The sequence below is a fragment of the Pseudomonas rhizozeae genome, assembly GCF_031583775.1.
Taxonomy (GTDB): domain Bacteria; phylum Pseudomonadota; class Gammaproteobacteria; order Pseudomonadales; family Pseudomonadaceae; genus Aquipseudomonas.
In genome coordinates, this window is record NZ_JAVLSB010000069.1 from 1 (window position 1) to 25,451 (window position 25,451).

Annotated in this window: 30 protein-coding genes and 1 pseudogene; 15 read left to right on the forward strand and 16 right to left on the reverse strand. The window is 59.0% G+C overall.

Features of this window, described 5'->3' with window-relative positions:
- The first annotated feature begins 498 nt into the window (after window positions 1-498).
- On the forward strand, window positions 499-1,008 hold the full coding sequence (locus tag RG836_RS23565) for a disulfide bond formation protein B (RefSeq protein ID WP_310850000.1): 510 nt from the start codon (window positions 499-501) through the stop codon (window positions 1,006-1,008).
- A 489-nt stretch (window positions 1,009-1,497) separates the two neighbouring features.
- Here RG836_RS23565 and RG836_RS23570 read toward each other — a convergent pair.
- Window positions 1,498-1,794, reverse strand: a pseudogene (locus tag RG836_RS23570) (hypothetical protein).
- 27 nt (window positions 1,795-1,821) lie between these two features.
- Between RG836_RS23570 and cyoA the strand changes: the two are divergent.
- From cyoA to cyoE, 5 genes are read left to right on the forward strand one after another with little or no spacing between them, the layout of a single operon-like run.
- A complete protein-coding gene (gene cyoA, locus RG836_RS23575; RefSeq protein WP_310850002.1) occupies window positions 1,822-2,757 on the forward strand; it encodes a ubiquinol oxidase subunit II in 936 nt (311 codons plus the stop codon).
- 3 nt (window positions 2,758-2,760) lie between these two features.
- Window positions 2,761-4,788, forward strand: coding sequence for a cytochrome o ubiquinol oxidase subunit I (gene cyoB / locus RG836_RS23580; RefSeq protein ID WP_310850003.1), 2,028 nt, complete (start codon window positions 2,761-2,763; stop codon window positions 4,786-4,788).
- A gap of 3 nt (window positions 4,789-4,791) precedes the next feature.
- Window positions 4,792-5,415 (forward strand): cytochrome o ubiquinol oxidase subunit III, encoded by a 624-nt coding sequence (locus RG836_RS23585; protein ID WP_310850005.1) that lies wholly within the window; start codon window positions 4,792-4,794, stop codon window positions 5,413-5,415.
- Window positions 5,415-5,750 (forward strand): cytochrome o ubiquinol oxidase subunit IV, encoded by a 336-nt coding sequence (cyoD, locus tag RG836_RS23590; protein WP_310850007.1) that lies wholly within the window; start codon window positions 5,415-5,417, stop codon window positions 5,748-5,750. Before RG836_RS23585 ends, cyoD begins: the two co-directional genes overlap by 1 nt.
- Window positions 5,751-5,760: 10 nt before the next feature.
- Window positions 5,761-6,648: a heme o synthase gene (gene cyoE / locus RG836_RS23595; RefSeq protein ID WP_310850008.1), complete on the forward strand. Its 888-nt coding sequence runs from the start codon at window positions 5,761-5,763 to the stop codon at window positions 6,646-6,648.
- Window positions 6,649-7,387: 739 nt separating this feature from the next.
- Here the strand turns inward: cyoE and RG836_RS23600 are convergent.
- Together RG836_RS23600 and RG836_RS23605 are read right to left on the reverse strand one after the other, a co-directional pair.
- Window positions 7,388-8,092, reverse strand: a complete 705-nt coding sequence (locus RG836_RS23600; RefSeq protein ID WP_310850010.1) for a hypothetical protein — start codon at window positions 8,090-8,092, stop codon at window positions 7,388-7,390.
- 93 nt (window positions 8,093-8,185) lie between these two features.
- Window positions 8,186-9,094, reverse strand: coding sequence for a LysR family transcriptional regulator (locus RG836_RS23605; RefSeq protein ID WP_310850011.1), 909 nt, complete (start codon window positions 9,092-9,094; stop codon window positions 8,186-8,188).
- A 102-nt stretch (window positions 9,095-9,196) separates the two neighbouring features.
- Here RG836_RS23605 and RG836_RS23610 point away from each other — a divergent pair, with 102 nt between their 5' ends.
- Entirely contained in the window at window positions 9,197-10,456 is a 1,260-nt protein-coding gene (locus RG836_RS23610) for an aspartate aminotransferase family protein (RefSeq protein ID WP_310850012.1), read from the forward strand.
- Here the strand turns inward: RG836_RS23610 and RG836_RS23615 are convergent.
- The 3 genes from RG836_RS23615 to RG836_RS23625 form a co-directional block, all read right to left on the reverse strand.
- Window positions 10,338-12,284, reverse strand: a complete 1,947-nt coding sequence (locus RG836_RS23615) for an alkaline phosphatase D family protein (protein ID WP_310850013.1) — start codon at window positions 12,282-12,284, stop codon at window positions 10,338-10,340. The genes RG836_RS23610 and RG836_RS23615 overlap by 119 nt on opposite strands.
- Window positions 12,285-12,390: 106 nt before the next feature.
- Window positions 12,391-12,654, reverse strand: a complete 264-nt coding sequence (locus RG836_RS23620) for a hypothetical protein (protein WP_310850014.1) — start codon at window positions 12,652-12,654, stop codon at window positions 12,391-12,393.
- The gene (locus tag RG836_RS23625; RefSeq protein ID WP_310850016.1) at window positions 12,644-13,435 is read right to left on the reverse strand and encodes an MlaA family lipoprotein; all 792 of its coding nucleotides are present in this window, start codon (window positions 13,433-13,435) and stop codon (window positions 12,644-12,646) included. The genes RG836_RS23620 and RG836_RS23625 overlap by 11 nt, the downstream gene beginning before the upstream one ends.
- Window positions 13,436-13,601: 166 nt before the next feature.
- Here RG836_RS23625 and RG836_RS23630 point away from each other — a divergent pair, with 166 nt between their 5' ends.
- Entirely contained in the window at window positions 13,602-14,312 is a 711-nt protein-coding gene (locus tag RG836_RS23630; RefSeq protein ID WP_310850017.1) for a response regulator, read from the forward strand.
- Window positions 14,309-15,661: a sensor histidine kinase gene (locus tag RG836_RS23635; protein WP_310850018.1), complete on the forward strand. Its 1,353-nt coding sequence runs from the start codon at window positions 14,309-14,311 to the stop codon at window positions 15,659-15,661. Before RG836_RS23630 ends, RG836_RS23635 begins: the two co-directional genes overlap by 4 nt.
- Before the next feature lie 101 nt (window positions 15,662-15,762).
- Here the strand turns inward: RG836_RS23635 and RG836_RS23640 are convergent, their stop codons facing one another.
- Window positions 15,763-15,990: a hypothetical protein gene (locus RG836_RS23640; protein WP_310850019.1), complete on the reverse strand. Its 228-nt coding sequence runs from the start codon at window positions 15,988-15,990 to the stop codon at window positions 15,763-15,765.
- A gap of 275 nt (window positions 15,991-16,265) precedes the next feature.
- Here RG836_RS23640 and cfa point away from each other — a divergent pair, with 275 nt between their 5' ends.
- Window positions 16,266-17,420, forward strand: a complete 1,155-nt coding sequence (cfa, locus tag RG836_RS23645; protein WP_310850021.1) for a cyclopropane fatty acyl phospholipid synthase — start codon at window positions 16,266-16,268, stop codon at window positions 17,418-17,420.
- 326 nt (window positions 17,421-17,746) lie between these two features.
- Entirely contained in the window at window positions 17,747-18,034 is a 288-nt protein-coding gene (locus tag RG836_RS23650) for a hypothetical protein (protein WP_310850022.1), read from the forward strand.
- Window positions 18,035-18,130: 96 nt separating this feature from the next.
- Here the strand turns inward: RG836_RS23650 and RG836_RS23655 are convergent, their stop codons facing one another.
- A complete protein-coding gene (locus tag RG836_RS23655; RefSeq protein ID WP_310850024.1) occupies window positions 18,131-18,499 on the reverse strand; it encodes a PH domain-containing protein in 369 nt (122 codons plus the stop codon).
- Between the two features lie 420 nt (window positions 18,500-18,919).
- Here RG836_RS23655 and RG836_RS23660 point away from each other — a divergent pair, with 420 nt between their 5' ends.
- A complete protein-coding gene (locus RG836_RS23660) occupies window positions 18,920-19,243 on the forward strand; it encodes a hypothetical protein (protein ID WP_310850026.1) in 324 nt (107 codons plus the stop codon).
- A gap of 83 nt (window positions 19,244-19,326) precedes the next feature.
- Here the strand turns inward: RG836_RS23660 and RG836_RS23665 are convergent, their stop codons facing one another.
- Entirely contained in the window at window positions 19,327-19,569 is a 243-nt protein-coding gene (locus RG836_RS23665; protein ID WP_310850027.1) for a hypothetical protein, read from the reverse strand.
- Between the two features lie 14 nt (window positions 19,570-19,583).
- Window positions 19,584-19,877: a DUF6124 family protein gene (locus RG836_RS23670; protein WP_310850028.1), complete on the reverse strand. Its 294-nt coding sequence runs from the start codon at window positions 19,875-19,877 to the stop codon at window positions 19,584-19,586.
- 627 nt (window positions 19,878-20,504) lie between these two features.
- On the opposite strand from RG836_RS23670, the gene RG836_RS23675 reads away from it, so the two are divergent.
- Window positions 20,505-20,906 carry a hypothetical protein gene (locus RG836_RS23675; protein WP_310850029.1) on the forward strand — a complete coding sequence of 134 codons (402 nt, stop codon included), beginning with the start codon at window positions 20,505-20,507 and terminating at the stop codon, window positions 20,904-20,906.
- Between the two features lie 83 nt (window positions 20,907-20,989).
- Here the strand turns inward: RG836_RS23675 and RG836_RS23680 are convergent, their stop codons facing one another.
- Both RG836_RS23680 and RG836_RS23685 read right to left on the reverse strand, forming a co-directional pair.
- Window positions 20,990-21,232, reverse strand: coding sequence for a hypothetical protein (locus RG836_RS23680; protein WP_310850031.1), 243 nt, complete (start codon window positions 21,230-21,232; stop codon window positions 20,990-20,992).
- Window positions 21,233-21,246: 14 nt separating this feature from the next.
- Window positions 21,247-21,540, reverse strand: a complete 294-nt coding sequence (locus RG836_RS23685; protein WP_310850033.1) for a DUF6124 family protein — start codon at window positions 21,538-21,540, stop codon at window positions 21,247-21,249.
- 622 nt (window positions 21,541-22,162) lie between these two features.
- On the opposite strand from RG836_RS23685, the gene RG836_RS23690 reads away from it, so the two are divergent.
- Window positions 22,163-22,525 (forward strand): hypothetical protein, encoded by a 363-nt coding sequence (locus RG836_RS23690; protein ID WP_310850034.1) that lies wholly within the window; start codon window positions 22,163-22,165, stop codon window positions 22,523-22,525.
- An 83-nt stretch (window positions 22,526-22,608) separates the two neighbouring features.
- Here RG836_RS23690 and RG836_RS23695 read toward each other — a convergent pair whose 3' ends face one another.
- Window positions 22,609-22,851, reverse strand: coding sequence for a hypothetical protein (locus tag RG836_RS23695; RefSeq protein WP_310850027.1), 243 nt, complete (start codon window positions 22,849-22,851; stop codon window positions 22,609-22,611).
- Window positions 22,852-22,865: 14 nt separating this feature from the next.
- Window positions 22,866-23,159: a DUF6124 family protein gene (locus RG836_RS23700; protein WP_310850035.1), complete on the reverse strand. Its 294-nt coding sequence runs from the start codon at window positions 23,157-23,159 to the stop codon at window positions 22,866-22,868.
- 628 nt (window positions 23,160-23,787) lie between these two features.
- Here RG836_RS23700 and RG836_RS23705 point away from each other — a divergent pair.
- Window positions 23,788-24,228, forward strand: coding sequence for a hypothetical protein (locus RG836_RS23705; protein WP_310850036.1), 441 nt, complete (start codon window positions 23,788-23,790; stop codon window positions 24,226-24,228).
- 95 nt (window positions 24,229-24,323) lie between these two features.
- On the opposite strand, the gene RG836_RS23710 is transcribed toward RG836_RS23705, so the two are convergent.
- Both RG836_RS23710 and RG836_RS23715 read right to left on the reverse strand, forming a co-directional pair.
- Window positions 24,324-24,695 carry a hypothetical protein gene (locus RG836_RS23710; protein WP_310850037.1) on the reverse strand — a complete coding sequence of 124 codons (372 nt, stop codon included), beginning with the start codon at window positions 24,693-24,695 and terminating at the stop codon, window positions 24,324-24,326.
- A gap of 13 nt (window positions 24,696-24,708) precedes the next feature.
- Window positions 24,709-25,038 carry a hypothetical protein gene (locus RG836_RS23715; RefSeq protein WP_310850038.1) on the reverse strand — a complete coding sequence of 110 codons (330 nt, stop codon included), beginning with the start codon at window positions 25,036-25,038 and terminating at the stop codon, window positions 24,709-24,711.
- Window positions 25,039-25,451: the final 413 nt, after the last annotated feature.

The window sequence follows — 25,451 nt, forward strand, 5'->3', positions numbered from 1 at the left end:
TGCAGGTGTACATATCCATTTCTCTGGTGATGGCTGGAATTGGTTCCGCTCTTACAGCGGGTCACTTTGAAAAGCCCAAAGTAACCAAAGGCTCTAATCCCCTCCATTCGGTGCCTCGCCTAGGCTCGGCATGCCTTCACTCCGGCCTTGCTCCGTGGGCCCGCTGCCATCGGCCATCCATGGCCGGGGGCGGCTAACCCGGCGTCCTGCCGGGTTGTCTGGTTAACGGGGCAGTGCAGATCAAAAGCCAGATCAAAAGCACAGCGCCCGAGGCGGCCTTATAGCCGACCTGGCTTCGGGTGGTACGCATTCCCCCTGTGGGAGCGAGCCTGCTCGCGAATGGCTGCGCCGCCAATTTTGTGGCGTGAATCTCCTCTTATTAATCACCGCTTAACCGCCCTGTCGTTTATTCCCGCTATTCAGTGTCGCGCCCCTGGCTCTCAAGCCTATGGTGTGCGTGTAGACTGCCCGGCAAGCGAGATTGAGAAGGGAAAGGCAATGAGTGAGGAAATGATCCGGTTGGGCCGCGAGCGGCGCTTTCTGGTGTTGCTGGGCATCATCTGCCTGGCGCTGATCGGCGGCGCGTTGTACATGCAGGTGGTGCTGGGTGAGGCGCCATGCCCGCTGTGCATCCTGCAGCGCTACGCGTTGTTGTTGATCGCGATTTTCGCGTTCATCGGCGCCGCCATGCGCACTCGGGGCAGCATCACCTTGTTTGAAACCCTGGTGGTCATCAGCGGCCTGTTCGGCGTCGCGGTGGCGGGGCATCACGTTTACACCCAGTTCTACCCGGCCGTCAGTTGCGGCGTCGATGTACTGCAACCGATTGTCGATGGCTTGCCGCTGGCCAAGGTCTTCCCGTTGGGTTTCCAGGTCGATGGCTTCTGCTCGACGCCGTACCCGCCGATCCTCGGGTTGTCGTTGGCGCAGTGGGCGCTGGTGGCGTTCGTGCTGGTGGTGGTATTGGTGCCGGTGCTGACTCGTCGTAACCGTAAACGCCTCAACTAGGGCCGCTAGTGCGTCCGGCAACGGCATAAAAAACGCCCCGTCCTTCGTCGAGAGGGACGGGGCGTTTTGCCTTTCTGCGTGGCTGTCAACCGGTCGTGATGTGGGGCAAGCAAACCGTGCGACAGATGTGCGACACGTTGTCACAGCGCACTTGCCGCAGGGCGGTTTGGATAGATAAAAGCCGACGTATTGAAAGCACTCTTTAGCTTTGTTTCAACGTGAGTCTGCGGCCGTTGATGGATGATCCGGCAGGCACTTTTAACAGACATAGAAGAATCTCTGAAGGCCTTGTACGGTGCGGCCTGCACCGTCACCGATGCTTGCACATCGCCACCGAAGCTGTCTGAACTGAGGGCAGTAGGCCTACCTTTTTTGGGGTTCTTGTTGCGAACCTATAGCGATAAGATGCGCGCCGATCGCAACAATCATTCAATATTGTTGCTGTATTAGATAAAAATTATTTCTGGATAAGACATGGTTTATAGGTCGCTACATATCTACAATCGCCCGCACTGAACTACCGGCACTGCTCACCCCTGAGCACAACAGGTGATCGACGAGCAATGAATGCTCCATGCGATCCCGGGTGTCGGGCGCCTCCAATATCCGCACCAAATGGAATTGGTCTGTAACAAGGCCTTTGACCACGAATTCGAATAAGAACTCACCGCCAGCTCAGGATTTGTCGAACAGCGTCTGACGCGCGACGGGCCGGCACTTATTCAATCCAAGAAAAATGCCAACCCTTGGCAGGGTGAAGTGTTGGCGATCAAAACCCAACTGCATTGCGCAAGCTGCTTTAGAGGTCGTGAGATGAGTAAAAACAGGTACCCCCGATTACTAGGCTTATTGCCGCTGCTCGGCACGTTGTTGCTGTCAGGCTGCAACATGACCTTGCTCAATCCCAAGGGCCAGGTTGGCCTGGACGAGCGAAACCTGATCATCACCGCCACGCTGCTGATGCTGTTGGTGGTGATCCCGGTCATCGTCATGACGTTCCTGTTCGCCTGGAAATACCGCGCGTCCAACACCGCCGCCACCTACACGCCGAAGTGGTCGCACTCCACCAAGATCGAAATCGCGGTCTGGGCTGTGCCGGTGCTGATCATCATTGCCCTGGGTTACGTCACCTACAAGTCGACCCACGCCCTTGACCCGTACAAGCCGCTGGAATCCGACGTCAAGCCGATCACCATTGAAGTGGTCGCGATGGACTGGAAATGGCTGTTCATCTACCCGGAACAAGGCATCGCCACGGTCAACAAGATCGTGTTCCCGGCGAACACCCCGCTGAACTTCCGGATCACCTCCGACGCCGTGATGAACTCGTTCTTCATCCCTGCGCTGGGCGGCCAGATCTACGCGATGGCGGGCATGCAGACCAAGCTGCACCTGATCGCCAACGAACACGCCGAGATGGACGGTATCTCCGCCAACTACAGCGGCGCAGGCTTCACCGGCATGAAATTCAAAGCGATCGCGACTTCCCAGGAAGATTACGACGCTTGGGTAACTGAAGTGAAACAGTCGCCTAAAAAGCTTGAACAAGCTGAATACGCGGCCCTTTCCAAGCCAAGTCAGAACAACCCGGTCGAGCTCTACTCCTCCGTGACCCCGAACCTGTTCCAGACCATCGTCGACAAGTACGAAGGCATGAAGCCGGGCCCTAAGGTCAAGCACGAGAAGAAAGAGAAAGAAGTGGCCGCTACGGACATGAACTCGCATCCAGCTGCCGGGGCAGAGGAGTAAACGATGTTTGGTAAATTAAGTTGGGAAGCGGTCCCGTTCCACGAGCCGATCGTGATGGTGACCATCGCCATGATCGCGCTCGGCGGTCTGGCACTGTGTGCAGGTATCACCTACTTCAAGAAGTGGACCTACCTGTGGACCGAGTGGCTGACCTCGGTCGACCACAAGAAAATCGGTGTGATGTACATCATCGTGGCCATGGTCATGCTGCTGCGCGGCTTTGCCGACGCCATCATGATGCGTACCCAGTTGGCCATGGCCACCGAGGGTTCGCCTGGCTACCTGCCACCTGAACACTATGACCAGATCTTCACCGCTCACGGTGTGATCATGATCATTTTCATGGCGATGCCTTTCTTCACCGGCCTGATGAACCTTGCAGTGCCGCTGCAGATCGGCGCCCGTGACGTGGCGTTCCCGTTCCTCAACTCCCTGAGCTTCTGGTTGCTGGTGTCCGGCGTCGTGCTGATCAACCTGTCCCTGGGCGTCGGCGAGTTCGCCAAGACCGGCTGGGTTGCCTATCCACCGCTGTCGGGCCTGCAGTACAGCCCTGGCGTGGGGATGGATTACTACATCTGGGCGCTACAGTTATCCGGGTTAGGTACGACGTTAACGGGGGTTAACTTCCTCGCGACCGTACTGAAAATGCGTACCCCTGGCATGAAACTGATGGACATGCCGATCTTCACCTGGACCTGCACCTGGGCCAACGTTCTGATCGTGGCGTCGTTCCCGATCCTGACCGCTACCCTGGCACTGCTGACCCTTGACCGTTACATGGATTTCCACATTTTCACCAATGAACTTGGTGGCAATCCAATGATGTACGTCAACCTGTTCTGGGCCTGGGGCCACCCTGAGGTTTACATCCTGATCCTGCCGGCGTTCGGCATCTTCTCGGAAGTGATCTCGGCCTTCACCGGCAAGAAACTGTTCGGCCACCACTCGATGATCTACGCCTCGGGCGCGATCTCGGTACTGGGCTTCATGGTCTGGCTGCACCACTTCTTCACCATGGGTTCGGGTGCCAGCGTCAACGCCTTCTTCGGTCTGGCGACCATGCTGATCTCCATCCCGACGGGTGTGAAGCTGTTCAACTGGCTGTTCACCATTTACCAGGGCCGTCTGCGCTTCACCAGCCAGGTGATGTGGACCCTGGGCTTCATGGTGACCTTCGCCATCGGCGGCATGACCGGCGTACTGCTGGCCATCCCGGGTGCTGACTTCGTATTGCACAACAGCCTATTCGTTATCGCGCACTTCCATAACGTGATCATCGGCGGTGCGGTATTCGGTTACATCGCTGGCTTCGCGTTCTACTTCCCGAAAGCGTTCGGCTTCAAGCTGCACGAAGGCTGGGGTAAAGCAGCGTTCTGGTTCTGGATCTCCGGCTTCTTCGTCGCGTTCATGCCGCTCTATGCACTGGGCTTCATGGGCATGACCCGTCGTCTGAACGCCACCACCAACCCTGAGTGGGTGCCGTACCTGTACGTCGCCATGTTCGGTGCGGTGATGATCGCTGTCGGCATCGCCTGCCAGTTGATTCAGCTGTACGTCAGTGTGCGTGACCGCAACAAGCCAGAGAACATGTGCGAACACGGTGACCCGTGGAATGCCCATACCCTGGAATGGTCGACCTCGTCGCCACCACCGTTCTACAACTTCGCTGTGCTGCCTAAGGCTGACTGCATCGACCCGTTCACCGAAGCCAAGGAAGACGGTACCGCGTACCAGGTTCCGGCCAAGTACGAGCCGATCCACATGCCGAACAACACCGCCACTGGCGTGGTGATGGGCGCGCTGTTGACGGTCTTCGGTTTCGCGATGATCTGGCACATCTGGTGGCTGGCAATCGCGAGCCTGGTAGGCACCGTCGTTTACTTCGTGATCCACGCTGCACGTGACGACCAGGGCTATATGGTTCCGGTTGAAACCATCGAGCGTATCGAAGCCGAGCAGCACAAGCGTCTGGTGGCAGCAGGGAAAATCCCGGCCAATGCCACCCGTGTTGAAACCCTGGAACAGGTTTAAACCATGTCGAACTTAGTGACCAATGTTGGACACGCCCATGGTGACCATGGGCACGATGACCATCACCACGACTCGGGCGAGATGACCGTATACGGTTTCTGGCTCTACCTGATGACCGACTGCATTCTGTTTGCGTCGATCTTCGCGGTGTACGCAGTCCTGGTAAACAACGTTGCCGGTGGCCCAGCGGGCCACGACATCTTCGAACTGCCTTACGTGCTGGGCGAAACCGCTCTGCTGTTGTTCAGTTCGATCACCTACGGCTTCGCCATGCTGGCGTTGTACAAAGGCAAGAAGCAGCAGGTCCTGGGCTGGTTGGCCCTGACCTTCCTGCTCGGTGCTGGCTTTATCGCCATGGAGATCAACGAGTTCCACCTGCTGATCTCCGAGGGCTACGGTCCTAGCCGTTCGGGCTTCCTGTCGGCGTTCTTCACCCTGGTCGGTACCCACGGTCTGCACGTTTCGGCGGGTCTGATCTGGATGGGCATCATGATGTACCAGGTGCAGAAAAACGGCCTGACGGCGACCAACAAGACCCGTCTGAGCTGCCTGAGCCTGTTCTGGCACTTCCTGGACGTGGTGTGGATCTGCGTATTCACCGTTGTTTACCTGATGGGGACCCTGTAATGGCTAACGCACACTCCCATGACAGCCACGACGCCGGCCACGGCAGCGTCAAGTCCTACGCGATTGGCTTCATCCTGTCGGTGATCCTGACCGCTATCCCGTTTGCGCTGGTGATGTACCCGACGCTGCCAAAGTCGGTCACGCTGATGATCGTCCTGGCCTTCGCCGTGATCCAGGTGGTTGTCCACCTGGTGTACTTCCTGCACCTGGATCGTTCGGCCGCGCAACGTAACAACGTGATTGCCTTCGTGTTCGCCGCGATCGTGATCGTGCTGCTGGTTGGCCTGTCGCTGTGGATCATGTTCAGCATCCACACGTACATGATGGCGAAGTGAGGTAGACCCGATGTCGCTCAAGCACTTTATCCAAATCACCAAACCGGGGATCATTTTCGGTAACGTGCTTTCTGTGGCAGGCGGGTTCTTCCTGGCCTCGAAAGGGCATGTCGATCTGGCAGTGTTTCTGGCCGCCATGATCGGTACATCCCTGGTCGTCGCCTCCGGTTGCGTGTTCAACAACTGCATCGACCGCGACATCGACCTGAAGATGGAACGCACCAAGAACCGGGTGCTGGTCCAGGGCTTGATCTCCCTGAAACTGGCCCTGGTCTACGCGACCATCCTCGGTGTGCTCGGCGTTGCGCTGTTGTACAAAGTTGCCAACCCGTTGGCCGCGTTGTTCGCTGTGATCGGTTTCGTCATCTACGTCGGCTTCTACAGCCTGTACCTCAAGCGCAAGTCGGTTCACGGCACGCTGGTGGGCAGTCTGTCGGGCGCCATGCCGCCGGTGATCGGTTATGTGGCTGTGACCAACAGCTTCGACATGGCCGCACTGACGCTGCTGGTGATGTTCAGCCTGTGGCAGATGCCGCATTCCTACGCCATCGCGATCTTCCGCTTCAACGATTACCTGGCCGCATCGATTCCGGTGCTGCCGGTCAAGCGCGGGATCGAAGTGGCGAAGAAGCACATCCTGCTCTACATCCTGGCCTTCCTTGTGGCGACCTTGATGCTGACCTTCAGCGGCTACGCTGGCATGAGCTACCTCGCCGTCGCCGCCGCCATGGGCATGTACTGGCTGTACATGGCCTGGACCGGTTACAAAGCGGTGGACGACACCGTTTGGGCCCGCAAGCTGTTCGTGTTCTCGATCTTCACCATCACCGCGCTCAGCGTGATGATGTCCCTGGACTTCAAGGCACCGGCCGAGTTGCTGCTGACTTACGCGCCTTAAGCACCAGACGCTGCACAGAAAACCCCGCGTTCCGAGAGGAGGGCGGGGTTTTTTAATGCCCGGGATATGGCGGTGGCTGGGCCGGCCTTTTCGCGAGCAGGCTCGCTCCCACTGCAGGCAACGCACAACCTAGTGGGAGCGAGCCTGCTCGCGAAGGCCGCGGCGCGGTGTGACATGGGATTGCAGCCGCCGCTAGCGCCACGGGCTCCGACCTCGGTTGTGATGTAAAAACAAGTTGAGTAAGGTTTCGCGAAATGGCTAACCGTCGCACTTACGTTGGATACGAGATTTGGAATGAAAGAGCGGAATCTATTTGTTGAATTAATGCAGGGTGTTAGTGAGATGGCGGCTGAGCGAGAAGGAAGGACCAAGAGTGAGGATCCCAATCGTTACCGAGAAACCCTGACGGCCGTCGCGCTAGAGTCTCATTGCTCGGACTCTACGGCTGATCAATTGGCGGAAAAGCTTTCCGGACATGATTGATCGACTCAGGACTGTGTGAGCGAACAGCCGTGAATTCAACAACCCGCCTTCGGCAGAAGAGCGGGTTTTTTTACAAATACGATAACTATGTACCGCACCCGCTACCGGTCGATGGAGGATAGTTCGGGCACGTCCTTAGGAACAGGGCGTTTTTGAATGAGCCTGAACCTGAGCAGTGATCAAGTGATCACCTCGTACAGTTTCGGCTAAGCAAAAAAAAAGCCCCTGAAAAGGGGCTTTCCTGCATCCGCCAAGGTTATTGCTGAGCGATGGAATAGCCGTCGAAGGCTTTCTGCTGCTGCAACGCAGTGACGATGCTTTTGCGCGACACCGGTTGTTCGGCGCCGTCGTTGTCGAGGAAGGTTTCGCTCTCGAGTTCCGCCTCGTCGCCTTCACCGACGAAGGTGAAACCGAGGAATTCCAGCGCTTCGCGGTCGACGTTGAGTTTGGAGCGCGGCGTGCGCAACGGCAGGGTGACGCTGATGCCGTCCTTGCTGATGACGAACACCTCGGCCTCTTTCTTGGCGCGGGCGGTTTTGCTCTTGCCGCTGCTCGGGTTGCTGATGGCTTGATGCGTCTGGTTCAGCACCTTCAGCGCCAGGCCGTAGACGATTTCCTGAAACTCAGGATCGTCCTTGTAGGTGGAGAGGATGCGGCTGATCGGGAACTTGCTGCTCAGGTCTTCCAGCGCCGCGATGTCGGCAGCCTCGGCGTCCTTGAGTTGCTTGAGCTGGCCCATCAGTTCGTAAGCCTGGTCATCGTCGAAGCGGTCATGGGCCTGGCGAATCGCCGTGCGCAGTTGGCGAATCTGGTCGCTTTCCCGGGACGATTGAAAAGCGTCGAGCACCATTTCGCTGATGTTCTTGGCCTGCGGCACATGCTGTGAAAGATTGATGGAGTTTTCGTATTCCGCTTTGGACGACAAGGTGACGGCGGATTCAGCGGTATTGGAATCGGACATTGAAATTTCACTACTTCTTTTAGCTTGAATTAAGACAGGAAAGGCACAGGGCGTTTTTCTGGTCGCCTAATCTATTGGACCGGGCGCGCGTTGTCACGGTTTACCCCATGCCTGTAACGCGAAGGCCACGAAACAGCGCAGCTTGGGCAGGCGATAACGGTCTTGGGCGTAGATCAGGTTGAGCGGGCGTCGCGGCAAGCGATAGTCGGGCAACAACTTCACCAGTTGCCCGTCGAGCAGGTCTTTCTCCACCAGGGCGTCGGGCAGCATGGTGATCCCCATGCCGGCCCGTGCGGCCTGGTAGATCCCGGCGGAACTGTTGATCAGCATCGAGCCACTGACCGGCACGTCGATGTCCTCGCCGGCGGGACCGGCGAAGCGCCACTGTTTCTGCGCCGAGCGCCACTCGTCACCGGCCAGGTACGCAAACGTCAGGCAATTGTGCTGGGTCAGGTCTTGTGGCGACTGCGGCACGCCGCAGCGATCCAGATACGCCGGGGCGGCGCACAGGGTCAGGGTGTAATCGATCAGCGGGCGGGCGATCAGGTTGGATGACTCAGGGCTACCGAGGCGGATGGCTGCGTCAAAACCGTTCTCCAGCAAGTCGAGTCGCTGGTTGGTCAGCACCAGGTCCAGCTTGAGTTGCGGGTACTGCCGCGTGAACTCGCTCAGCGCCGGGGCCAACCGTTCGCTGCCGAAGGTCAACGGCGCGGTGATCCGCAGCGTGCCGCTGGGTTCGTTCTGGGTTTGCTCCGCCAGGCGCTCGGAGTCGGCCACAAGGCCCAAGACTTCCAGGCAACGCTGGTAATACGCCGCGCCAAATTCCGTCAGCGCCTGCCGTCGGGTGGTGCGTTTGAGCAGGCTGACGCCGAGCCTTTGCTCCAGGGCGCGCAGGTGATTGCCGACCATGGTGGTGGACATTTCGCAGGTCTGCGCCGCTGCGGTCAGGCTGCCGGTTTCCACCACTTTGACGTACACGTTCATTGCCTGGAACAAATCCATTATCAAGCCCAGCTTTTAAATGATTGAAGTATTGCAGCGTTTATCCAATTCAGGTGGCTAACCATACTGCAAAAACACCGACTACTGATGGAGCCTGATGTCATGACCGCCGCCTGCTTGATGAGCACTTACCAACCCTTGGCCCTGAGTTTTGCTAAAGGCCTGGGCACGCGCTTGTGGGACCAGGCCGGGCGCGAATACCTGGATGCGGTGGCGGGTGTGGCGGTGACCAATGTCGGGCACTCGCATCCACGGCTGGTCAGCGCCATCAGCGAACAGGCCGGGTTGCTGCTGCACACCTCCAACCTCTACAGCATCGACTGGCAGCAACGGCTGGCGCAAAAACTGACGCAGCTTTCAGGGCTGGAGCGGGTGTTCTTCAACAACTCCGGCGCCGAGGCCAACGAGACCGCACTGAAACTGGCGCGGATCTACGGCTGGCAGAAAGACATTGAGCAGCCACTGGTGATGGTCATGGAAAACGCCTTCCATGGCCGCACCCTTGGCACTTTGTCCGCAAGCGACGGGCCGGCGGTGCGCCTGGGTTTCAACAAGCTGCCGGGGGATTTTCTGAAAGTGCCGTTTGGTGATATCGCCGCGTTGGAGCGCGCGCATCAAGTGTACGGTGAGCGGATTGTCGCCGTGTTGATGGAGCCGATTCAGGGCGAAAGCGGCGTACAACTGGCGCCGCCCGGCTACCTGAAAGCCGTGCGCGACGGCTGCAATCGCCACGGGTGGTTGATGATGCTCGACGAAATCCAGACCGGCATTGGCCGTACCGGTCACTGGTTCGCCTTCCAGCACGAAGGCATCGTTCCGGACGTAATGACCCTGGCCAAAGGCCTGGGCAACGGCGTGCCGATCGGCGCTTGTCTGGCGCGGGGCCGGGCCGCCCAGCTATTCACGCCTGGCAGCCACGGCAGCACGTTCGGCGGCAACCCATTGGCCTGCCGGGTCGGCTACACCGTGCTGGACATCATCGAAGAACAAGGCCTGCTGTTCAATGCGCAGCGCCAGGGCGAACGCCTGCTCAGCCGCCTGCAAGCGGAACTGGCCGACGCCGACAACGTGCGCGAAGTGCGCGGCCAAGGCCTGATGATCGGCATCGAACTCACCCAGCCCATCCGCGACCTCAGCCTGATCGCCGCCCGCGACCATGGCTTGCTGATCAACGTCACCCGCGGCCAAACCATCCGCCTGCTGCCACCGCTGACAATTGATGAGCGGGAAGTGGAGATGATTGTCAGGGGTGTCGTGCGGACGATTGAGGGAAATCCCCCAAATCCGGCTCAATCATCCGCGTCTTCGGTTTGCCATTCGCGTTGTGCTGATAAATCGCCGCGGGCTGTCCCTGTGGGTTGAAGAACACCTGACCAATGCCGGCGGAGTTCCACAGGCGTTCGCCGGCTTCGGCGTGTTCGGGGATGTAGGGGACGATGCGCATCAGGCGGCGTTTGGTCAGCCAGTTGAGCGGCGAGCGCGGTGAGTAGAGCCAGCGGTTGAGGCGGTCGAACCATTCCAGCAGGGCCGGGGGGAATTCGTTCTTGATGCCGCTGCTGGTGATCTGCCAGATGCGCGGCCCAGCCTTGCGGTGTCGGATCAGCACTTCGTAGACGAAAGAATAATGCACATCGCCGGACAGCACCACGTAGTTACCGGGCGTGCGCGAGTGGCGGAAAATATTCAGGATCACCTGCGCCGCGCCGCGATGGGCCATCCAGTTTTCCGCGTCCACCAGCAGCGGATAACCGCACCAGCTAAACACCCGCTGCACGGTTTCGATCAATTTGACCCCGAAGATCGGCGCCGGCGAAACGATGATCGCCGAGGGGTGATCGAGCAGTTCCTGTTGCAGTTCGCTGAGGGCTTCCCAGTCCAGCAGGCCAGAAGGTTGCTTGAGGGTCATTTCGCTGCGCCAGCGCCGCGTGCGGGTGTCGAGCACCACCAGCGCCGGGGTCGTCGGCAACACATAATGCCAGTTCTGGAATTTCAACAGTTCATCGATCAGCGCATCCTGCGGGCCGCTGTCAAAGTAGCCATCCTGCGCCGTGTCGCTCAACTGGCGGGTGTGTTCCAGCACTTCGGTGAACGCATCCGCGTTATTGCCCCAACCCTGGCACAGCATGTACGCAATCAATGCATTGCCGATGATGCGTTTGGAGAACGGATGGCCGTAGGCGGTTTCCTCCCATTGCGCGGACAGGTTCCAGTCATCGGTGATGTCGTGGTCATCGAAGATCATCAGGCTCGGCAAGTGTGCCAAGGCCCGCGCGACCTGGCCGAGGCCTGCCGTGAAGCCGTCGATGCGCGTCTGTTCCAGGGCATAGCGTTCGCGGCGTTCGGCGGTCAGTGATGGCGGTTGCGGGGCGATCAGGGTCCAGGGCGTCGGCGACCACACCAGCACATACATGGCCATGACTTCAGCCAGGGTCACCAGGTGATTGTCGGCGCTGCTGCTGGTGAAAATCGGTTTGCGCGCGCCGCCGAAGAAACGCTCGCGCAGGGTTTTGTTGCTCTCCAGCGCTGGCAGCAGGTCCGCGCGATGGTAGTAGCTGGCCGGGTGTGTGTAGAGTTTGGCACTGTCGCTGACCACCGCGCCGTCGAGGCGCTCGTCGAACAGCCCAAGGCGTTCGATTAACGCATGAATCGCCCGTAGCATCGGCCCGGCCACGTCGTCGGCGTACACCTGATCGCCGCTCATCATTAACAGCGCCGGGCGCTCGCTGGGTTCGTGGGCGGTGGCCAGCAATTGATCAACGCACAACAAGCCGTCAACGGCGGGGTGATGCGGCTTGCGGCAGGAGCCATGCAGCACTTGGTCGATCTGCGAGCGCAGCACGAAATTCGGGCAGCGCGCCGCACCGTACAGCAGGTGCGGCGCCCATTCGGCGATGCCGTCCTGCCCGTCAATCAGCAAGTCGTAGTCGATCTGCACATCCAGCGGCAGTGCGCGGTCCAGGGACACATCGATCAAGTGCACGAAGGCCCGGGTGCCGATCGCCAAGACCTTGCACTGCGTGGCGTCCAGTGCCAGGTCGGCGCGGTCCTGCAGACGCAGGGTCAGGCTCAGCGGCCGCGAACCGACCAGCCACAGCAACAACCGCTGCGGCTCCAACCGGCGCAACAACGGGCCGGCCAGCACCGGCGGCAATGAACGGGAATCCTCAGGCAGGGCAGGTGAAGCGAGCATTCGGGGTCAGGCTCTTGGCGAACAGGCCGCAGATGATAACGCAGCGGGCCATCCGAATAGTCTTGCCAACATCTTGCAACATTTGCCGAGCGTCGGTGCCTTCATCCTAGGAAAATGGCCAGCGGTCCGAACCTTGTACGCGGACCTCGCCCTTGGCCACCATCCAGCGAAACAACTCGCTGACCGACACCGAGTGGCTGCGCTCGATCCAGCGCACCAGCGCCGGGCCGTAGTGCTCGGTGTAGCGGCTGAGCACCAGTTGCCGGCAGTCCGGCGACAGGCGCAGGGTGATTTCCCGGCACTGTAGATTCGCCGGGTCGTGGCGCACCATCCGTTGTTGCAAAATCAGGCTGTCGTGTTCAGAAACCATCGGTCTCGGCTCCGTTGCATTGTTGGGTGGAGGCGCCCAGCGCCCCGCGTTTGCCCTCGACCACATACGCGGCGCGGCGCTCGGCGACCACGTTGCGCAGGGCGCTGTAGTAGTCCGGCAACTGTTGCAGGCTGTCGGTGAGCGGCAAGGCTTCGGCGCGACCATCGACCACGCCACCGACCGTGTTGATGGTCGACAGGGTGTCGACGGTGTCGCTGTTGCTGCCGAACGGGTCGACCACGAAACTCAGCACCCGGCCGGCGGCGTCGCGGATGTTGGAGGTGCCGAACAGCGGCAGCTCGATGATCGGCCCGTTGCCGACGCCCCACACGCCGAAGGTCTGGCCGAAGTCCGCCTTGTGCCGGGGGATGCCGGCCATGCCCGAGACGTCGATCAGCCCGACCACGCCCACCGTGGTGTTGAGCACGAACCGCCCCAGGGTGGTCACCGAGCGACGCGGGTTGCCCTGCAGCAAATCGTTGATAAACACCTTGGGCTCGCCGAAGTTGGCGACGAAGTTATGCACGCCGGTCTGGAAGAGCGTCGGCAAATAACGATAACCACGCGCCACCGGGGCCAGGGCGTAGTCGTCGACCACGCGGTTGAAGGCAAACAGGCCACGGTTGAGCGGTTCTGCCGGGTCGCTGACCGAGTAGCCGATTTCGGCACAGCTCACGGTCTCGCTCGGCGTTGGCTGGCTGCTGCAACCGGCCAGCGTGAGGGTCAGCACGACCACCGAGGTATTGCGGGTCAACCAGGGCGCACACTTGAACGGCAACATGAGGGCAAGTCTCGTGGGGGATTCGCCGTGATGCTGAGCCCCAAGCCTTGCGCAAAGATGTCTGCTTTATTGCGCCGCCGACGCTTTATTGCACGATTGAAATATATGACGCGCTGCCACGAATGGTTTTAGATGGCGGTTCATTCGAGCCGTGAAGTGACCTGTGGTGAGCAGCCTGCTGATAGTCGACGACGACCTTGAAGTCCTCGCGCTACTGAAAAAATTCTTCGTGCAACACGGCTACGGCGTCGAGGTCGCCACCGATGGCGCGTCGCTGTGGGCGGCGCTCGAACGCCAGGCGCCGGACCTGGTGATCCTCGACGTCATGCTGCCGGGCGACAACGGCCTGGTGCTGTGCCAACGCCTGCAAGCGCAACACGGCATGCCGGTGATCATGCTGACCGCCATGAGTGAGCTGAGCGACCGGGTGGTCGGCCTCGAACTGGGCGCCGATGACTACCTGACCAAACCTTTCGACGCCCGCGAATTGCTGGCGCGGGTGCGGGCGGTGCTGCGGCGGGTCGGCGAGCGAACGCCGGTGGCGCAGGAGCGTCCACGGCCGCTGATCGACTTCGCCGATTGGCACCTCGACGTCACGCGCCGGGAATTGCGCTCGCCGGATGACGTGATGATTCCATTGTCCGCCGGGGAGTTCGACCTGCTGCTGGTGTTCGTCGAGCATCCGCAACGCATTCTCACCCGCGAGCAATTGCTCGACCTGGCCCGCGGGCACAGCCACGAGGCGTTTGATCGCAGCATCGACGTTCAAGTCAGCCGCTTGCGGCGAAAACTCGAATCGGACACCAAGCGCCCGGCGATGATTCGCACCGTGCGCAACGGCGGCTATTTGTTCACCCCCAGCGTGACCCGTCGATGAGCGGCCGCCCGCGCCAGAGTTACCGCACCCACGACACGGTGGCGCGCTGGATCGCCCTGACCACCATTTTGGCGATGCTGATTTCCCTGGGACTCAACGCCTTGTTCATCCAGCTCGCCGGGGTTTGGGCGCGCCCGCCGCTGACCGAGATCGGTCTGCTGGAGAAAGCCGCCGCCATCACCCGGATCATTGAAACCGCGCCGGCCGCGCAGCGCAGTCAATTGGCAGCCGCCGTGAGTGACGAGGCTTTTGTCGTCAGTTGGCACCTGGATCGGCGCGAGTTGCGTTTGCCTTATGTCGAAGACCCGATGTTTAACAGCGGCGCAAAAATTCTGCTGCCGCTGCTGAAATCCACCGATCGCCGCATCGAGGTGTACGAACCCAGCGACTGGACGCAAAACCAGGCCGAGGCGCACTACGCGCTGTTGATCCAGTTGCAGGACCAATCCTGGTTAGTGTTCGCGGCACCGTCGCGCAGTTGGGGCCTGGACGAGTTGCCCCGGCAGTTGATCGTGCTGTTGTTGATGCTGGTGTCCACGGTGCTCGTTGCGCTGATCGCCACTCGGCGCCTGGCCACGCCGCTGCAACGTTTTGCCGAAGGCGCTCGGCGTTTTGGCGTGGACTTCCGCGCGCCGCCGATCGAGCCGCTGGGCCCGCAGGAAATCCGCCAGGCGATCCTCGCGTTCAACGCCATGCAGGCGCAGTTGCAGCACTTCATCCGTGATCGCACGCAAATGCTCGCGGCCATTTCCCACGACCTGCGCGCACCGCTGACGCGCATGCGCCTGCGCGGTGAATTCATTGAAGACCCCGAGCAACAGCAGCGGCTGTTTCGCGATGTGGACGAGATGCAGGCGATGATCAATTCGGCGCTGGAGTTCTTCCGAGACGACGCGCGACTGGAGCCGGCGACGCATTTTGATCTGGCCGAACTGCTGCAAACCTTGCTCGACGATTACCGCGATCAACACTTGGATATCGACTTCAAGGGTCCGGCGCGGCTGGTGTATTTCGGTCGGCCGCTGGGCCTGAAACGGGTGCTGACCAACCTGCTGGACAACGCCATCAAGTACGGCAGCCAGCCGTCCATCGAGCTGCGAGCGACGGCCGATCAGGTGCGCATTCGGGTGCTGGATCGTGGCCCGGGGATTCCTGACGCCAGCCAGGAACAAGTGTTTGCGCCATTTTTTCGCCTTGAAGCCTCGCGCAATAAAAGCACCGGCGGCGTCGGCCTGGGGCTGTCGGCGGCGCGGGCGATTGTGCTGGAGCACGGCGGCGAACTGACGCTGCGCAATCGCTACAAGGGTGGGCTCGAAGCGTTGGTGGTGTTGCCAGTCCAGGCGGGCTAAGGCTCTTTTCGTGGGAGCGAGCCTGCTCGCGAAAGCGATATCTCATCGAGCCGCGATGTGCCCGACCTGGCCCATTCGCAAGCAGGCTCGCTTCCACCTGGTCAGCCTGCCGGGTTTTTCGGCGCGGCTTGGGTGACAGGGGCGGTAGTGGTGTCGGGCTTCTCCACCGGAAAGAAACCGTTGTGAATAATCAGCACCACGGTCGACACAATAAACCCGGCCGCCGCGCCGGCGAGGTTGGCGAAAATCAGGTTCCAGGTGCCGCGGCACTTCACCACCCAGCGCCACACACCCGCCCAAACGCCAAATACGAATAACGCCAAGATCATCGTCGTCCAATCCCTTTGTGGTTTGTCATCATCGGTAAAAACGCACCCGACCTTGGTCTAAGCGCTCATCGTGGGCGGCAAGATATCAAAATAATGGCGATGTCCGACATCCCCTGATGGCTCAAGGGTTGCGCCTTACCCCTGCACGCAGCATCAAAAATTTTGCCTATTGGGCTCATTAATATTCAGTAATGGTTTCTAAAACCCTGGCATATGATTTTTGCAGACCCCGCCGACGCAAATTTCAAAATTCACCTGATGGGTAAGGCTTGACCATGCAGACTGATTTTACGAGTGCCTCTGAATCCTCTTTCGCTAAAACCAAGGCCCACCAATTCGTCGAAAATCTATTGGAGCAGGCCGGTATACACCTCAACGGCAGTGCACCGTTCGACATGCAGTTGTTGGGCAAAGGCGTGCCCGAACAAGCGTTGTCACGCGGCAACCTGGGCCTGGGCGAAGCGTATATGCAAGGGCAGTGGGACTCGCCCAAACTCGACGAGTTTTTCGACCGGCTGATGCGCTCCGGCGTCACTGACAGCGTCAGCCCAATGGCATTGGTCTTCCACGCGCTCACCGTCAAACTCACCAACCGCCAGACCACTAGCAAAGCCTGGGAAGTTGGCGAACGGCATTACGACTTGGGTAACGACTTCTACGCCAACATGCTCGACAGCCGCATGACCTACACCTGCGGTTACTGGAAGGACGCCGAGAATCTGGCCCAGGCGCAAAACGCCAAACTGGATTTGATCTGCCGCAAACTCAATCTCAAACCCGGCATGCGCGTGCTGGACATTGGCTGTGGCTGGGGCAGTTTCATGTCCTACGCCGCCGAGCATTACGGCGTCGAATGCGTGGGCGTGACCATCTCCAAAGAGCAGTGCGAATGGGCGAAGAAACAGTACGCGCACCTGCCCATCGAGTTCCGCTTGCAGGACTACCGCGAGATCAACGAACAGTTCGACCACATCGTCAGCGTCGGCATGTTCGAACACGTCGGCCGCAAGAACCACCGCATCTATATGGAAACCGTTGCCCGTTGCCTGAAAGACGACGGCTTGTTCCTGCTGCACACCATCGGCAAAAACGTCACCAAGTCCACGCCCGATCCGTGGATAGACAAGTACATCTTCCCCAACGGCGACCTGCCTTCCATCGCGCAAATCGCCACGTCCATTGAAGGCGTGTTCGTGGCCGAAGACCTGCACAACTTCGGCGCCGACTACGACAAAACCCTGATGGCCTGGTTCGACAACTTCGACGCCCACTGGGGCGAGTACGCCGAGGAATTGGGCGAGCAGTTTTATCGGATGTGGAAGTACTACTTGCTGTCCTGCGCTGGCGCGTTCCGCGCGCGGGATATCCAGCTGTGGCAGTGGGTCCTGTCGAAGAAAGGCGTGGTCGGCGGCTATCAGCGAGTGAGTTAAAGGCTGTTAAACCGATCGCTCCCACGCCGCGCGTGGGAGCGATCTGGCGTGAGTTTTGTACCGAACTGTGTAGCACCCGCCCGCCGATACGAAAGTGGCGATATTCCCCCGTTTCACGCACACATCCCCGATACACCCCCGCGATTTAATAACCCCATCAGAACGGCACAGCGCTGAACAAGGCTTCAGCAGCCGCTCTGCCACAGTCCTCTCAGCCGTTATTAGCGGAGTCGATTGTCACCATTGACACAATGAAGTTCTGTAAAAAATTTCGCCGCGTAACATCGGCCCCATAACCACTTGCAACCACTTCGGAGTACACCACCATGAAACGCCAACTGATCCTCAGCATTGTTTTCTCGGTATTCGCAGCCAACGCATTCGCTGCTTCCCACTCCCGCGACGCCCTGGCCGCTGACGGCTACGACCGCACCCCTGGCGTCCAGGTCGCCGCCGACGGTTCCGACCGTTTGAAAGGCAACCAGGTTGCTGAAGGTGGTTCGGAACGTCTGCAACAGAACCGCGTTGCACTCAGCCCAGCCAACGCCATCACCAACGGTGTCCTGGTCGCCGAAAACCGCGCCGAATTCGGTTCGAAGTATCAGCGCTACTGATCGGCCCCAGCGGCCCGCTAAACCCCAAAAGCCCGGAGAACCCGGGCTTTTTGCTGGGTGCGATTTTTCGTTTTAAGAATCAATCCAACTGCCAGCTCAAAGCACGTGTTTTGAAATGAGCTTCGATATCTCGACGATTGAAGTCTTCCCGGTAAATTCAAACTTCACTTTGCCGACGGCTGAGAAGTAGATTTCCAGTTCGGAATCCAGATCGAAAGTACCTGACGTCTCTACTGAGTAAGCGACGATGTTTTTGTAGGGTAGGGAGGTGAAGTCTTTTTTGCTGCCGGTGATGCCTTGCACGTTTACCGCGATGATTCGTTTGGTGGTGAAGACCACCCCGTCACGCATGGCCTTGTAGGAGTCAATAACTTCCTCGCCTTCCAGCAGCAGTGACTTAACGCGCTCGGCGTACTCATCATTTCGCTTGAGCTTAAAAAAACCTTTGTTATTGAAGTCGATCATTTTTTTCAGTCCTTGAGTAGAGGGAAGTCCAGGGTTGGCGACTGCCCTGACTGTCTTTCAAGTCGCACGGCAGCGCAAGGTCTGTCGCATCTGTTTCGTCGCTATAAAAATCACGCGTGATCCCCCTGTGGCGAGGGAGCTTGCTCCCGCTGGACTGCGCAGCAGGCCCAAAACCATTCAGCTCGGTGTGTCAGAAAAAACTACTTTCACCCGGATCAGGGCCGCTGCGCGCCCCAGCGGGAGCGAGCTCCCTCGCCACAAAAAAGCACAGCAGTTCGGTGTTGTCCGCTCTAGCTCAGGCCTCTCAGCCCCCATTGGTTTGATCGATGTTCATCATCACGTCAATGAAGTTCTCATAAGTACGGCGCGGCGCAACACTAGCGCCATACCAACTCACAACGACTTTCGGAGCACACCATCATGAAACGCCAACTCATTCTCAGCATCGTTTTCTCGGTTTTCGCTGCTAACGCTTTCGCCGCTTCGCACTCCCACGACGCACTGGCCGCTGATGGCTACGATCGTACCCAAAGCGTTCAAGTCGCTGCCGATGGTTCCGATCGCACCCCTGGCGTTCAAGTTGCCGCTGATGGTTCGGATCGCACTCCTGGCGTACAAGTCGCCGCCGATGGTTCGGATCGTCTGCAAGGCAACCAAGTAGCCGCCGATGGTTCGGATCGTTTGAAAGGTAACGAAGTCGCCGCTGATGGTTCCGATCGCCTGCAAGGCAACCAGACTGCATGATCCAACCCACCGCAGCCCTCGACAAAAAGCCCGGCCAAATCAGCCGGGCTTTTTCATGTCTGCGTTTCGTTAAACGCTAAGGGCTAGGCGCGCAACTTCTGCCCCAGCACATCCAGCAAATCGCAGCCCTCGCGCAGCGACGTCACCAACACCCGCGCCAGCTCACTGTGGATGCCTTCGCCATGGGCGATGTTCTCCAGTAATTGCGTGGCGGTACGAATACGGTACGCGGCGTTTTCATGCAGCACGTCAATCGGCGCTTCGGTGTCGATCAGCAGGGTAGGAATGCGGCAGTCAATGCCGGTAATGGGCAGGTATCGATCCATGATCAGCCCTCCTTTCAATGCGGCGAAGTAGGTTGAGCATCGCACGGCGAATCCGGCGGATCGATGCGGTCCAGCGCGCGGTTGACCAGCAACTCGCTGAGCACCGTCATCTGTTGCAACGCCAGCACCAGATTGCGCCGCGAGCCTTCAAGTTGAAAGGCCAGGTCGGTGGCCATGACGTTAAGCGACGCAAGGGTTTCGCTGGCGTGGGCGAGCAGGGTGGCGGTGTCGATATTGGGCAGGATGGTGAAGATGTGGCTGATGAAGTGGTCGGTGATGTCGGGTGGATTGGGGGTGATTTTCTTCATGGTGGAGCTCCTTGCATTTTTAAAGGAGCCGCCAGACCCCCTGCTGTCAAACAGGATTGGGTGGCAGCGGTACGCGGGTTGACAGACCGGGTAAATGCAAGCAAACCGGTGCATCCGAAGACGCCCCACGCACAGCCGCCATATAAATTGGCGCGCGAAAGCATGCCGTTTTATCCGGTGGAGTGAAAGCTTGCGATTTTTTCAGCCTGTCAAAGCCGATCGCTGATAGTCAGCGACCCCAGAAGGCTATCCCCGAAAAACCACGCCCGCCAGTTCACCAAAGGCGACGCGACTTGCAGGAAATTTCCTAGGACGGGACTACACCACCATCCCCTGTGGCGAGGGAGCTTGCTCCCGCTGGACTGCGCAGCAGGCCCAAAACCATTCAGCTCGGTGTTTCAGAAAAACCACTTTTACCCGGATCAGGGCCGCTGCGCGCCCCAGCGGGAGCAAGCTCCCTCGCCACAAAAAAGCACAGCGATACCGCGCTAGCCGCTCTAGATCAGGCCTCCCAGCCCCCATTGGTTTGATCGATGTTCATCATCACGTCAATGAAGTTCTCATAAGTACGGCGCGGCGCAACACTAGCGCCATACCAACTCACAACGACTTTCGGAGCACACCATCATGAAACGCCAACTCATCCTCAGCATCGTTTTCTCGGTCTTCGCTGCCAACGCTTTCGCCGCTTCGCATTCCCACGACGCACTGGCCGCTGATGGCTACGACCGTACCCAAAGCGTTCAAGTCGCTGCCGATGGTTCGGATCGCACTCCTGGCGTACAAGTCGCCGCCGATGGTTCGGATCGCACTCCTGGTGTTCAAGTCGCCGCTGATGGTTCGGATCGCACTCCTGGCATCCAAGTAGCTGCCGATGGTTCGGATCGTTTGAAAGGTAACGAAGTCGCCGCTGACGGTTCGGATCGTTTGAAAGGCAACCAAGTCGCCGCTGACGGTTCGGATCGCCTGCAAGGCAACCAAGTCGCCGCCGATGGCTCCGACCGCCTGCAAGGCAACCAGACTGCATGATCCAACCCACCGCACCCCTCGACAAAAAGCCCGGCCAAATCAGCCGGGCTTTTTCTTGTCTGCGATTCCTCAAGCACTCAGGGCTAGGCGCGCAACTTTTGCCCCAGCACATCCAGCAAATCACAGCCCTCGCGCAACGAAGTCACCAACACCCGAGCCAGTTCACTGTGGATGCCTTCGCCATGGGCGATGCTCTCCAACAGTTGGGTGGCGGTGCGAATGCGGTATGCGGCGTTTTCATGCAACACGTCAATCGGCGCTTCAGTGTCGATCAGCAAGGTAGGAGTGCGGCAGTCAATGCCGGTAATGGGCAGGTATCGATCCATGATCAGCCCTCCCTTCAGTGCGGCGAAGTGGGTTGAGCATCGCCCGGGGAATCCGGCGGATCAATGCGGTCCAGTGCGCGGTTGACCAGCAACTCGCTGAGCACTGTCATCTGTTGCAACGCCAGCATCAGGTTGCGCCGCGAGCCTTCAAGTTGAAAGGCCAGGTCGGCAGCCATGACGTTAAGCGACGCAAGGGTTTCGCTGGCGTGGGCGAGCAGGGTGGCGGTGTCGATATTGGGCAGGATGGTGAAGATGTGGCTGATGAAGTGGTCGGTGATGTCGGGCGGATTGGGGGTGATCTTTTTCATGGTGGAGCTCCTTACACTGTTTTGGGAGCTGCCAGTCCCCTGCTGTCAAACAGGATTGGGTGGCAGCTGTACGCGGGTTGACAGACCGGCAGTGTAAGACCCGGCGCATCCGGGGATGCCCCACGCACAGCCGCCATTGAAACTGCACGCGGAAGCGCATGCCGCTCAAATTGCGGGAGCGGAAGATTACACTGTTCAGCCTGTCAAAGCCGATCGCTGATCGTCAGCGACCCCAGAAGGCTATCCCCGAAAAACCACGCCCGCCAGTTCACCAAAGGCGACGCGACTTGCAGGAAATTTCCTAGGACGGGACTCCACCACCATCCCCTGTGGCGAGGGAGCTTGCTCCCGCTGGACTGCGTAGCAGGCCCAAAACCATTCAGCTCGGTGTGTCAGTAAAACCCGCGTGCTCAGGATTTAGGGCCGCTGCGCGCCCCAGCGGGAGCAAGCTCCCTCGCCACAAAAAAGCACAGCGATACCGCACTGGCCGCTCTAGCTCAGGCCTCCCAGCCCCCATTGGTTTTATCGATGTTCACCATCACATCAATGAAGTTCTCATAAGTCCGGCGCGGCGCAACACTAGCGCCATACCAACTCACAACGACTTTCGGAGCACACCATCATGAAACGCCAACTCATCCTCAGCATTGTTTTCTCGGTCTTCGCTGCCAACGCTTTCGCCGCTTCGCACTCCCACGACGCACTGGCCGCTGATGGCTACGATCGTACCCAAAGCGTTCAAGTCGCCGCTGATGGTTCGGATCGCACTCCTGGTGTTCAAGTAGCCGCTGATGGTTCGGATCGTTTGAAAGGCAACGAAGTAGCTGCCGATGGTTCGGATCGTTTGAAAGGTAACGAAGTAGCCGCCGATGGTTCGGATCGTTTGAAAGGTAACGAAGTCGCCGCTGACGGTTCGGATCGCCTGCAAGGCAATCAAGTAGCCGCTGATGGTTCTGACCGCCTGCAAGGCAACCAGACTGCATGATCCAACCCACCGCAGCCCTCGACAAAAAGCCCGGCCAAATCAGCCGGGCTTTTTCATGTCTGCGATTCCTCAAGCACTGATGGCTAGGCGCGCAACTTCTGCCCCAGCACATCCAACAAATCGCAGCCCTCGCGCAACGAGGTCACCAACACTCTCGCCAGCTCACTGTGGATGCCTTCGCCATGGGCGATGTTCTCCAGTAATTGCGTGGCGGTACGAATGCGGTACGCGGCATTTTCATGCAGCACGTCAATCGGCGCTTCGGTGTCGATCAGCAGGGTAGGAATGCGGCAGTCAATGCCAGTGATGGGCAGGTATCGATCCATGATCAGCCCTCCCTTCAGTGCGGCGAGGTGGTTTGAGCATCGCCCGGGGAATCCGGCGGATCGATGCGGTCCAGCGCGCGGTTGACCAGCAACTCGCTCAGCACCGTCATCTGTTGCAACGCCAGCACCAGGTTGCGTCGCGAGCCTTCAAGTTGAAAGGCCAAGTCGGTAGCCATGACGTTAAGCGACGCAAGGGTTTCGCTGGCGTGGACGAGCAGGGTGGCGGTGTCGATATTGGGCAGGATGGTGAAGATGTGGCTGATGAAGTGGTCGGTGATGTCGGGTGGATTCGGGGTGATTTTCTTCATGGTGGAGCTCCTTGCATTTTTAAAGGAGCCGCCAGACCCCCTGCTGTCAAACAGGATTGGGTGGCAGCGGTACGCGGGTTGACAGACCGAGTAAATGCAAGCAAACCGGTGCATCCGAAGATGCCCCACGCACAGCCGCCATATAAATTGGCGCGCGAAAGCATGCCGTTTTATCCGGTGGAGTGAAAGCTTGCGATTTTTTCAGCCTGTCAAAGCCGATCACTGATAGTCAGCGACCCCAGAAGGCTATCCCCGAAAAACCACGCCCGCCAGTTCACCAAAGGCGACGCAACTTGCAGGAAATTTCCTAGGACGGGACTCCACCACCATCCCCTGTGGCGAGGGAGCTTGCTCCCGCTGGGTGGCGAAGCCGCCCCAAAACCAGTCGCCTCGGTGTGTCAGGTTCAATCGAGTTCACAGCATATGGGCCTGCTTCGCAGTCCAGCGGGAGCAAGCTCCCTCGCCACAGAAAAGCACAGCAGTTAGGTGTTGGCCGCTCTAGGCCGGGCATTCCAGCGCCCATTGGTTTGATCGATGTTCATCATCACGTCAATGAAGTTCTCATAAGTCCGGCGCGGCGCAACACTAGCGCCATACCAACTCACAACGACTTTCGGAGCACACCATCATGAAACGCCAACTCATCCTCAGCATCGTTTTCTCGGTTTTCGCTGCTAACGCTTTCGCCGCTTCGCACTCCCACGACGCACTGGCCGCTGATGGCTACGATCGTACCCAAAGCGTTCAAGTCGCTGCCGATGGTTCGGATCGCACTCCTGGTGTTCAAGTAGCCGCTGATGGTTCGGATCGCACTCCTGGCGTACAAGTCGCCGCCGATGGTTCGGATCGTCTGAAAGGCAACGAAGTAGCTGCTGATGGCTCGGATCGTTTGAAAGGCAACGAAGTAGCCGCTGATGGCTCGGATCGTTTGAAAGGCAACGAAGTAGCTGCCGATGGTTCGGATCGTCTGCAAGGCAACCAAGTAGCTGCCGATGGTTCGGATCGCCTGCACGGCAACCAAGTAGCCGCTGATGGTTCCGACCGCCTGCAAGGCAACCAGACTGCATGATCCAACCCACCGCAGCCCTCGACAAAAAGCCCGGCCAAATCAGCCGGGCTTTTTCATGTCTGCAATTGCGTCGCTGATCGCGACTACGCGCGGCGCTACGGCTTGCCGGCAACGTAACCAGCAACATAGATCGTGACCAGCAACGCGGCGAACACACCGGCCAGACCACCAATAATGTGCCGCACCAGTTGATTGCCCGGCGTGTGGTTGCCCAAGGCAATGACCTTCCACGTGCCGTACCCCGTGGCGACGATGACGAGAAACCCGAACAGCGAGGGGATGGCTTTCGCGTCGGCCAACTCGGGCTCAAACAGCCGGCTGTGGAGCATGAGCAACAACGACCCGACCATCAGCCCACTGAACACCCCGGCGATGTTGGCGAAGACAAGGTTCCACTCGCCGCGCTCCTTCACCGTCCACACCCACAGGCCGGCAAATGACCCGAAGAACATCAACAAACCCATCATTCAATGCGTCCTTTTACAGAATGGCTTTCAGATAATCCTTGAGCGCCCGCAACGGGGCATCCAGCTGCTGCAGCGTCTGCGCGTCGTTGAAATCGGCGGCTAACTTCTGCAGTTCACGCCCCAAAGGCTTGGCCGTGCCACCGACTGCTGTCAGCGCGAGGTGCACACACTCCGCCACTTTCGCCTGAATCCCCGCAACATCGCCGCGACGCACCAGCAATTCAAACACATCGCGGTTGTAATCCCCCATCACCAGATCATCACGCAGGATCGGGCTCTGATCTTCCGTCTCATAGGCCAGCTTGAGGGAAAACAGGGCGACGGTTTCCAGTGGTGTTTCCATGGGGGGCTCGTGATGGGGGGCGGAGGGGTGGGTATGTTCACTTTTCTTCGGGCGAAAAAAAAGGCTCCTACTGCGAGTTCTTTATGTTGGTGCCGAGGGAAGCTTGTGCGTAGCCTAAAAGGTGTGTTGCAGACGGATCATGGTCAGGGATACAAGCTGATGTACGTTGGCTCGACTTCTATCCCTTTGCGAGTTTACGAAAGTGATCGAATAACCGGAATCCCACATAATTTTGCCGGTTCTTATACAGGTGACGGTAATAGCAATCCCAGTAACTGATCATCCGATCTTGGAGAGCTTTAAAATATTGGGGATTATCCCTAATGAAGGCTCCGTACAGCTCAGGGCTGAGTGCTGGCAGATGAGCCTCGCAGGTATCGAGTATTTCGATCACGTATTCGCCAGTAAGCTGC

Excerpts from the sequence above, each read along its gene's own strand:
- RG836_RS23705 (WP_310850036.1), top strand. The coding sequence starts at position 23,788 with ATGAAACGCCAACTCATCCTCAGCATCGTTTTCTCGGTTTTCGCTGCT.
- RG836_RS23660 (WP_310850026.1), top strand. The coding sequence starts at position 18,920 with ATGAAACGCCAACTCATTCTCAGCATCGTTTTCTCGGTTTTCGCTGCT.
- RG836_RS23615 (WP_310850013.1), bottom strand. The coding sequence starts at position 12,284 with ATGCTCGCTTCACCTGCCCTGCCTGAGGATTCCCGTTCATTGCCGCCG.
- RG836_RS23690 (WP_310850034.1), top strand. The coding sequence starts at position 22,163 with ATGAAACGCCAACTCATCCTCAGCATTGTTTTCTCGGTCTTCGCTGCC.
- RG836_RS23600 (WP_310850010.1), bottom strand. The coding sequence starts at position 8,092 with ATGTCCGATTCCAATACCGCTGAATCCGCCGTCACCTTGTCGTCCAAA.
- cyoD (WP_310850007.1), top strand. The coding sequence starts at position 5,415 with ATGGCTAACGCACACTCCCATGACAGCCACGACGCCGGCCACGGCAGC.
- RG836_RS23715 (WP_310850038.1), bottom strand. The coding sequence starts at position 25,038 with ATGGAAACACCACTGGAAACCGTCGCCCTGTTTTCCCTCAAGCTGGCC.
- RG836_RS23655 (WP_310850024.1), bottom strand. The coding sequence starts at position 18,499 with ATGATCGACTTCAATAACAAAGGTTTTTTTAAGCTCAAGCGAAATGAT.
- RG836_RS23665 (WP_310850027.1), bottom strand. The coding sequence starts at position 19,569 with ATGGATCGATACCTGCCCATTACCGGCATTGACTGCCGCATTCCTACC.
- RG836_RS23610 (WP_310850012.1), top strand. The coding sequence starts at position 9,197 with ATGACCGCCGCCTGCTTGATGAGCACTTACCAACCCTTGGCCCTGAGT.
- RG836_RS23670 (WP_310850028.1), bottom strand. The coding sequence starts at position 19,877 with ATGAAGAAAATCACCCCCAATCCACCCGACATCACCGACCACTTCATC.
- RG836_RS23620 (WP_310850014.1), bottom strand. The coding sequence starts at position 12,654 with ATGGTTTCTGAACACGACAGCCTGATTTTGCAACAACGGATGGTGCGC.
- cyoA (WP_310850002.1), top strand. The coding sequence starts at position 1,822 with ATGAGTAAAAACAGGTACCCCCGATTACTAGGCTTATTGCCGCTGCTC.
- RG836_RS23685 (WP_310850033.1), bottom strand. The coding sequence starts at position 21,540 with ATGAAAAAGATCACCCCCAATCCGCCCGACATCACCGACCACTTCATC.
- RG836_RS23625 (WP_310850016.1), bottom strand. The coding sequence starts at position 13,435 with ATGTTGCCGTTCAAGTGTGCGCCCTGGTTGACCCGCAATACCTCGGTG.
- RG836_RS23565 (WP_310850000.1), top strand. The coding sequence starts at position 499 with ATGAGTGAGGAAATGATCCGGTTGGGCCGCGAGCGGCGCTTTCTGGTG.
- cyoE (WP_310850008.1), top strand. The coding sequence starts at position 5,761 with ATGTCGCTCAAGCACTTTATCCAAATCACCAAACCGGGGATCATTTTC.
- RG836_RS23675 (WP_310850029.1), top strand. The coding sequence starts at position 20,505 with ATGAAACGCCAACTCATCCTCAGCATCGTTTTCTCGGTCTTCGCTGCC.
- RG836_RS23585 (WP_310850005.1), top strand. The coding sequence starts at position 4,792 with ATGTCGAACTTAGTGACCAATGTTGGACACGCCCATGGTGACCATGGG.
- RG836_RS23700 (WP_310850035.1), bottom strand. The coding sequence starts at position 23,159 with ATGAAGAAAATCACCCCGAATCCACCCGACATCACCGACCACTTCATC.
- RG836_RS23710 (WP_310850037.1), bottom strand. The coding sequence starts at position 24,695 with ATGATGGGTTTGTTGATGTTCTTCGGGTCATTTGCCGGCCTGTGGGTG.
- RG836_RS23695 (WP_310850027.1), bottom strand. The coding sequence starts at position 22,851 with ATGGATCGATACCTGCCCATCACTGGCATTGACTGCCGCATTCCTACC.
- cfa (WP_310850021.1), top strand. The coding sequence starts at position 16,266 with ATGCAGACTGATTTTACGAGTGCCTCTGAATCCTCTTTCGCTAAAACC.
- RG836_RS23680 (WP_310850031.1), bottom strand. The coding sequence starts at position 21,232 with ATGGATCGATACCTGCCCATTACCGGCATTGACTGCCGCACTCCTACC.
- RG836_RS23605 (WP_310850011.1), bottom strand. The coding sequence starts at position 9,094 with ATGGATTTGTTCCAGGCAATGAACGTGTACGTCAAAGTGGTGGAAACC.
- cyoB (WP_310850003.1), top strand. The coding sequence starts at position 2,761 with ATGTTTGGTAAATTAAGTTGGGAAGCGGTCCCGTTCCACGAGCCGATC.
- RG836_RS23650 (WP_310850022.1), top strand. The coding sequence starts at position 17,747 with ATGAAACGCCAACTGATCCTCAGCATTGTTTTCTCGGTATTCGCAGCC.
- RG836_RS23640 (WP_310850019.1), bottom strand. The coding sequence starts at position 15,990 with ATGATCTTGGCGTTATTCGTATTTGGCGTTTGGGCGGGTGTGTGGCGC.
- RG836_RS23635 (WP_310850018.1), top strand. The coding sequence starts at position 14,309 with ATGAGCGGCCGCCCGCGCCAGAGTTACCGCACCCACGACACGGTGGCG.